Below are 8,151 nucleotides of genomic sequence, written 5' to 3' on the forward strand. Positions count from 1 at the left end.
TAAAATATCAATTATGTTGAGAAGGTGGTTGTGTGTGTGTGCTCTTGGGGTGTGTTTCTCTGCTTGTCAGGAAGGAAAGAGGGAAGTGAAAGAGATTGACCGGCTTCCGGAGATTTTCCCGGATTATAAAGCTGTGACTGTACCGGTAAATATAGCTCCCTTGAATTTTATGCTGGATGGTGCAGAAAGCATAGAAGTGCAGTTTTCTAAGTCCGGGACCATTCTATTGACTTGCCGGGGGAAGCAGGGAATAGATATTTCTTTAAAGAAATGGCGTAGACTGATGGCAGAAGCCCAGGGAGATACGTTAGAGGTAAAAGTTTTTTCGAAGAAACAAGGACGATGGGAGGGATATAAGGCTTTTCCTCTGATGGTGGCGGCCGATTCCATTGATCCCTATCTGGCTTACCGTTTAATTGATCCCGGCTATGAATTGGGAACCCGTTTGTGTTTGGTGCAGAGAGACTTGTCATCTTTTCAGGAGAAGGCTTTTGTGCCGGCCTCTTTGGTGGAAGGGAGTTGTGTAAATTGTCATTCTTTTTGTAATTATTCTCCTGACCATTTTATGTTTCATGTACGCTGGAAAGACCCGGGAACAATTATTGTGAAGGACGGAAAAGCGAAAAGAGTAAATACCAAAGCCGGTCTGGAGCGTCCCGGTTCTTACCGCATGTGGCATCCTTCCGGTAGATATATTGCTTTTTCGTGTAATGATACCTATCAGGCCTTTCATGCTTTTGCCGATGAGAAAATCAAAGTGTATGACCTGGCGGGTGACCTGATGATATATGATGTAGAGCATAATAGGGTTCTGGCCGATCCGCGTTTTAATGTCCGGGACCAATGGATGGCTTATCCGGCCTGGTCGCCTGACGGGAAATATTTGTATTTTTGTAAAGCTGAGCCGGTAAAATTGCCTCAGGAATATCGGAAACTGAGGTATGGAATTTACCGGGTTGATTTTGATGCAGAAACGGGACTATTGGGAGATTCCATTGTTCCTGTTATCGATCCGGCAGAGACGGGTACTACTGCTGTATATCCTGCCGTGTCACCGGATGGGCGTTATCTGATGTATACAGAGGCCGATTGTGGTGTTTTCTTGATTCACCATGAAGATGCGGACCTGAGGATATGGGATTTACAAACGAATAGTCTTGTGGATGCTGATGTACTGAACAGTGAGCGGGCAGAAAGCTATCACGGTTGGGCTTCTTCGGGCCGGTGGGTGGTTTTCAGTAGCCGCCGTCTGGACCATGCATACACGCATTGTTATTTTGCTTATTTTGACCGGAACGGACAAATGCATAAACCTTTCGTTATGCCTCAAAAAGATCCGGAATTCTACAAGATGTATTTGCGCTCGTTTAATGTCCCTGAATTTATCGGGGGAGAAGTGACTGTTTCTCCTTACCGTTTGGAAGAGGTGATGAAGGGAAAGATAGAGGATGCTTTATAATTAAAAAGAGGAGATGGTAATGAAAAAAGAAAAAATTGCGCTTTTTACTTTTCCGTTGATTTGGTGTTTCTGGTTCTGGTGTATGCCGGGACATATTGTATTTGGAGAGGAATCGGATTTTTTTATGTTGAAAAGCGCATATTGGCAGGAATTTGCGCTGAGACCCGGAGGATGGACAGACTATCTGGCCCATTTTTTATTGCAGTTTTATAAGTGGCCGGCGGTTGGGGCTTTACTGTTAACGGGGATAAATTTTGGACTGTATATGGCAATTCGTTTTATTGCTGTTCATTTGTCAGTGCCACCTGCCTGGTTATGGGTGGGATATATCCCGGTGTTTTTAAATCTTTATTTGCAATTGCATTCCGATATATTTTTGGGTGAATCTTTACGGATGTTTTTTTTCTTTTGGGGATTGGGAGGATATGTAGCTATTCGTTCGGTAAAGTGGCGTTACGGTATTTTCACTTTCGCTTTCCCTTTGCTTTATTTGACGCTTTCGCCGGGAGGATGTATTTTTTTGTTTCTGACCTGTTGGGGGTATGAGCTTTGGCGGATGAAGGAAAAGGGCCGGTGGGGAATAGGTATTTTGTGGTTAGGGCTTTTATGGAGTTTTCCTTATATCTGGCGTCGGGAAATGTTTTTCAGTTCGTCAGAATCTTTGTATGCTTTAATCCTTATTCCCTTGAAAAATGCAGGAATGTGGGCTGTTTGGGGGATGTATGTTTATGGGCTGTGTCTACTGCTGATTGCCTGTGGGGCCGGAAAAGTGCAGAAGCCTTTCCGCAGGTGGGTATACTGGAGTGAACTGGCTTTGGTATTTGTCGGTTTAGGACTGTGCTTTTACCGGATGTATCCGGCCGAGCGGGAAGTTTTTTATCGTTTGGACCAGGCTGTCCAGCAAGGGAAGTGGGAGCGTGCCTTGCTGGTGGCTCAAGGGATAAAAGAACCGACCCGGGAAGAAATGTATTTGATTTGCCTGGCTTTGGCTTGTAATGATCAGATTGGAGACAGATTGTTTGATTTTCCGGTTTGGGGGTTGGGATGTTTATATCTGCCCCGGGATATGGATTACCAGACTAATGTCATTGGCGGAGAATTTTATTACCGCTTGAATATTCCCAATGAAGGGATTCATTGGATTTTTCAGGCTTCGGTAGGAACGCCGCAGGGAATGGATTTCCGGTGTCTCAGGCGTTTGGTTGACCTGAATATCCAGAAGCGGGATTTTGCTGTGGCAGAAAAATATCTGTCGGTGTTGGAGCATTCATCAAATCATAGGCAATGGTGTGCCGGAAAAAGAGTTGAATTGGAAGCTGTTGCCCGGGATACACTGAATTTTTTTGCGGATAGGGATTTTTTCATCGGAGGACGTCCTTTCTTATCCGATATGGCTCGTGTTTTGGATGCCGGAAAAAGTAAGTCGTTGACTTTAAATTATGTTCTTTGCGGACTTTTGTTGAATAAGGAATTGGAGAAATTCTGCCGTATATTTACTCATTTTTATTCTTATGGTCCCGATGTCCGCCTTCCCAGGGCATATGAACAGGCTTTGTTGGTGGCTATGGACTTTCAGCATGAAAGCGTAATGGAGAAGAACTGGGGTGTATCGGCTGAAAGTGCGAGGGCTTATTCTGACTATATGACTATTTTTCAGAGGTACCAGGGGAATAAAGAGGAAGCGAAGAAAATGCTTTGGCGTTTTAAAAATACTTACTGGTATTATTTACATTTTGTTTCTCCCCGTATTGCGGATGTAAAAGGCCATGAACTTCCGGGTGTCCGTTATTCTACTTAAATATCCAATTGTACGACGGTAATTCCGGCTCCTCCAAGTTGTACCTGCTCGTCGGCGTATGAGGCAACCAAGGGATTCGTACTGAGGTATTGCCGGATGAGTTGGCGTAAAGCTCCGGTTCCCGTTCCGTGCAGGATCCGGAGTTCTTTGTAGTTCAGCATGACGGCTTCGTCCAGGAAAGAGATTACTTTTTGCAGTGCTTCATCTCCGCGCATTCCTCTCAAATCTATATCCGGCTTAAAGTTCATGCGTTTTTGACTGATGTTTTCGCGAATATTGGCGTAAGAAACTTGAGGGCGCGCCGTTTTTCTGGCTTGTGAGGCGGATACTTTTTTTAACTGGGTGAGTTTGGCTGTTGTTTGCAGATTACCCAAAGCAATGGTTGCTGTTTTATCATCCAGTTTGATAATTTCTCCGATGGCTTTATTAGGCAGGCTTACCATATCTCCTTTGCAAAAAATGGACATTTCCGGTTTTGTTGTTTGTTGGGTGTCCTGAGGGGGCGGTTCTTTCTTTTGCTTTTTATTTTTTTCCCGGTTTTGCAGTTTTTCCATTTTCTTGCGGATGCGCTCCTCTTCTGTTGCGGCAGCTTCAGAAAGCAAGTGTTCTTTTTCTGCTTCCAATCGGTGGCGCAATTGCCGTGTTTTTTCTTTTTCGGCCTGATGTTCTTTAATTTCCCGGATGGTTTGTTCTATGGTTTTATTGGCCTGGGTTATGATTTCCCGGGCTTTTTGCTGGGCTTCCTGGATAATTTCTTTACGTAGCCGTGAGGTTTCGTTGAGTTCTGTACGGTATTTTTCTACGACTTCATCCAGATGTTTTTCGTTTTCATGAATTTTACGTCGTTTTTCTTCCCAATAGCGTTTGTCCCGGGCAATGTCTTTGAGGTGTTTGTCGTAGTTGATATGGTCTTCCCCGATTTTGGTAGCTGCATAGTCTAATATTTCTTTGGGTAAGCCGATTTTTTTAGCGATTTCAAAGGCAAAGGAAGAGCCTGGTTTGCCGATTCGCAGTTCAAACAGTGGTAACATCCGATGACTGTCATACAGCATGGCTCCGTTTAAGATTCCCGGTGTTTCTGCAGCAAAGTGCTTCAGATTGGTGTAATGAGTGGTAATGACTCCTCTTACTTCCGTTTTGTTCAGGTCGGCAAGTATGGCTTCTGCAATGGCCCCTCCCAACATCGGTTCCGTTCCTGTGCCGAATTCGTCAATTAAAATCAATGTTGCGGCATTTCCATATTTCAGGAAATATTTCATGTTGATCAAATGGGAACTATAGGTGCTCAAATCGTTTTCAAGTGACTGTTCGTCTCCGATGTCAATCAGGATATGTTTAAAAATGCCGAATTTGCTGGTTTCACTGACGGGTACGGGCAATCCGCATTGAAACATGTATTGCAGGAGTCCGGCTGTTTGCAGGCATACGGATTTTCCTCCGGCATTGGGGCCTGAAATCAGGATAATCCGTTGGTCTTCATTTATCTCAATGTTGAGTGGAACCAATACTTTGTCTGTGTTTTTCAGGCTGAGCCATAACAATGGATGCCGGGCTTCATACCATAACATTTCCGCACGTTCGCTGTAAGGGGGAACGATTGCATTTATGTAATTGGAAAAAGAAGCTTTTGCCCTGACAAAATCGATATAGGCCAGAAAGTCGTATGCAGGCAGTAGTTCGTCGATATGCGGGCGAAGCTCATCGGCGAATTTACGGAGGATGCGATTGATTTCCCTTTTTTCCTCCAATTCCAGTTCCCGGATTTCATTGTTTGTCTCAACGATTTCTGTGGGCTCTATGTAAGAAGTTTTGCCGGTAGCTGATTCATCATGTACAATACCATTGATTTTTCGTTTGTATGCTGAGGGGATGGGGATGACCATACGACCATCCCGGATGGCAATGCTACTTTCCCTGTCCGCCCATCCTTCGGATTGTGCTTGTTGTAATAAACTCTGCATCCGTTTTGAAATCCCTGCCTGTTTTTTTTGCAATTCACGGCGTAGATTGCTTAGTTCAGGAGAGGCCGAGTCTTTTATGGTTCCGTGTTTGGAAACAATAGAATCTAAGTGTTGTAAGATGAGCGGAAACTGAAAAATCGTTTCTGCTTTGCTACAGAGAAGGCGGTAGCGTTCCTCTTTGGTCCGGAAAAAACGGAGGATTGCGGATAAAGTCTCCAAGGAATTTTTTAAAGAAACCATTTCCGCTATTTCCAGAAATAAACCTTCTATTCTGATTTTCTGTAGAAAAGGACGGGCATCCCGGAAGTGAGTATCCGGAAATTCATTTTCTTCCAGGAGAATAGACATGAATTCCCGGGTTTCTGTTAATTTTTCTTCCAGGAGATGAGGCTCTGCTGTGAAACTCATTGCGTCCGTCAGTTCTTTGCCCATATCGCTGGAGCAATAGTTTTTAATGAGCTGCCTGATCTTATCGAATTTGATTTTGGATTCGAAATGTTCCGGGTATATCATCTTTGGGGTTACTTCTTTTGCCTGGATATTCCTATTTTTCTTTAATGTTTCCTTGAATATTTAATTGTACTTCCGCTTGGGCAGGGTCATTGGTAATGACGGTAATGGTTTTGTATTGCCGTCCGGATTTGCCGGTAGAATCAAAGGTAGCCCGGATTATCGTCGATTGTCCTGGTGCCAGTGTTTTGTTGCCCAGGGTTACAGCCGTACAACCGCAACTGGCTTTGGTTTTACGGATGATAAGGTCACTTTTTCCGCTATTAGTCAATTCAAAATCACAGTTGACCTTTTCTCCTTTTTTTATCTCTCCGAAATTGATATCTTTTTGTTTAAAAGAAGCTATGGGAGCCTCTGACAATTGCTTTTTGTTGAGTTTGCTGAAATCTTCCAGGAGGTTGATACTCACGGAAAGACGGGTTTTATAATCCCGGGAATTATTTATGGAAAGGATGATGCTTTCATAGTTGTAGCCATAATCATTTTTCTTGGGGGCGTCATAAGTAATGACGGCACATCCTTTTTGGTCTGGAGCCACTTCTTCCGGAATAAATCTGGTTTGAAGGTGGGCCGGTTGGTATTGTACGCTTAGTTTAACCGTTTCTTTCCTGGTGTTGATAAAGGTAATTGTATCGGATATTTTCTGCCAGGTAAAAACTTTACCCAAATTGACATTGGTGGTTTTGAAAGCTAATCCGTTGAGATCGTATTTGTAGGATAACTTGAGTTTGTCCGGATTTTCTACCAGCGTTCCTGCCAGTTCTGCCTCTTCCCGGTTGTTTTGTGCATTCGAGTAAATCAGTATTTTATAGTTGAAATTTTCTGGAAATCTGGAAGGTGTAAATGTCAGGGTAATGGTCCCTTTTTTTCCCGGAGCCAATGGTTCATTCGTCCAGTCTGCTTTGATTTGACTTGACATGGGAGTGACCCGGGTGATGATGATCGGTTGGTCGCCGCTGTTTTTAATTGTAAAAGTGGCGTGTTGGGGCTGGTCGTCTACCATTAAACGATCCAGGATTATCCGAGGTGTTTCGAGCTCTAAACGTCCTTGTGCGAGGATTTTTATCGCCAAAAGAGAGAAAATAGTCAAAAATAAAACGGATTTCATGTTCGTAGGATTTTAACGATGCTTTTATTTTTTCAAGATGCTTACTATTTTATAAGTGGCGATAGAATTACGCGGGTCGTTTAACGTAAACTGGATGATTTTGGTTGCTTTGGAAATCTGTCCGGTTTTGAAAGTAATAACTACTTTGGTTTTCTTTCCGGGTTTTATGGAAGTTTTAGCTACATTTACAGATACCTGATTATCCGAAGTCCGGGTTTTTCTGATGATCAAATCAGATTTTCCGGTATTCTGAATATAAAACTCGTGAGTTACTGTGCTGTTGGGGGCCAGATTTTCCAAGATGCTTTCCATTTCTGAAAAAACAGCAACCGGAGCATCGGAGAAATCGCCGTTATAGGCTGAAAAATCCTCCTGTATGTTTCCGACAATCATGATGTTCCCGACTGCATTCTGGGTTTTTATTTCAATTTTATCCGATACAAATCCCCAGTCGTTCTTTTTCTGTGCATCATAGATGACTTGTATTTTTCCTTTTTCTCCTTTCCCTAAAGTTTTGGGTTCGACATTGACGGTTATGGCCGGAGAAGTGCTTGTTGCGGTGATATTCAGAGGTTCTGTTCCAGAGTTGATAATATCTATGGTTTTCTCTGTTTGTTTGTCGTTTTTAATGGCATTCAGATTCAAGTGGAGCGTAGTCAGTTTCAGGGTACCGATGGAGAATTTGTAACTGGCATAAGGCGAAGCCGGTTTGCGGCTTACATTTCCCCGGATGGTAAGGGTCACTACGGAAGGATTGCCGTTGGTATTGACGGTGACGGATTTAATGAATGCTCCCGGCCGTCCGGTGGGGTCGAAAGATACTTTGATATTTCCGGTTGCTCCCGGAGCGATGGGTTCGCGGCTCCATTCCGGAGTGGTACAGCCACAACCTGCCCGTACATTAGTGATGATTAAGGGAGCATCTCCTGTATTTTTAAAAAGAAAATCGTGAACCGCTTTACCACCGGTTTCGCTGATGGTTCCGAAACTGTGGGAAGTGGCTTCGAATTTAATCTGGGATTTTTGCCCGAATACCATAAAAGGTATCACAACCAGTAATAGAAAAACTATTTTTTTCATTCTGTTGAATTTTATGTTTTAATTTTTAAGTATATGCCACACTTCTTGTCAAATCAAAACTCTGTAATTTTAAAAATACAAATGTAAAAAAGAATTTTTTGATTTTTGTTTTATTGGTTTGTTAAAATTATAATTTGGAAAAAACGGTAAACTTGCCTCCTTAAAAACGGATGAAGGTGACCACCTAAAGTTCCTCCTTCAAAAAAGTGTAAAGTTGTTCATCGGGAATGGGGTC

The 8,151-nt window shown here is 43.0% G+C and carries 5 protein-coding genes; 2 read left to right on the top strand and 3 right to left on the bottom strand.

Features of this window, described 5'->3' with window-relative positions; genetic code table 11:
• The first annotated feature begins 13 nt into the window (after positions 1–13).
• Positions 14–1,459 (top strand): PD40 domain-containing protein, encoded by a 1,446-nt coding sequence (locus tag D1136_RS08360; protein WP_161877179.1) that lies wholly within the window; start codon positions 14–16, stop codon positions 1,457–1,459.
• A gap of 19 nt (positions 1,460–1,478) precedes the next feature.
• The gene (locus D1136_RS08365) at positions 1,479–3,257 is read left to right on the top strand and encodes a DUF6057 family protein (protein WP_161877180.1); all 1,779 of its coding nucleotides are present in this window, start codon (positions 1,479–1,481) and stop codon (positions 3,255–3,257) included.
• On the opposite strand, the gene D1136_RS08370 is transcribed toward D1136_RS08365, so the two are convergent.
• Genes D1136_RS08370 through D1136_RS08380 form a run of 3 tightly spaced genes read right to left on the bottom strand, consistent with a single transcriptional unit; the run spans position 3,254 to position 7,916 of the window.
• On the bottom strand, positions 3,254–5,731 hold the full coding sequence (locus D1136_RS08370; protein ID WP_161877181.1) for an endonuclease MutS2: 2,478 nt from the start codon (positions 5,729–5,731) through the stop codon (positions 3,254–3,256). The two genes, D1136_RS08365 and D1136_RS08370, sit on opposite strands and share 4 nt — an antisense overlap.
• A 31-nt stretch (positions 5,732–5,762) precedes the next feature.
• Complete coding sequence (locus D1136_RS08375) at positions 5,763–6,836, bottom strand: DUF1573 domain-containing protein (RefSeq protein ID WP_161877182.1); 1,074 nt, start codon at positions 6,834–6,836, stop codon at positions 5,763–5,765.
• Positions 6,837–6,860: 24 nt separating this feature from the next.
• A complete protein-coding gene (locus tag D1136_RS08380) occupies positions 6,861–7,916 on the bottom strand; it encodes a DUF1573 domain-containing protein (RefSeq protein WP_161877183.1) in 1,056 nt (351 codons plus the stop codon).
• Positions 7,917–8,151: the final 235 nt, after the last annotated feature.

It is taken from the genome of Odoribacter sp. Z80, assembly GCF_009935865.1.
In the GTDB taxonomy this organism is placed as follows: domain Bacteria; phylum Bacteroidota; class Bacteroidia; order Bacteroidales; family Marinifilaceae; genus Odoribacter.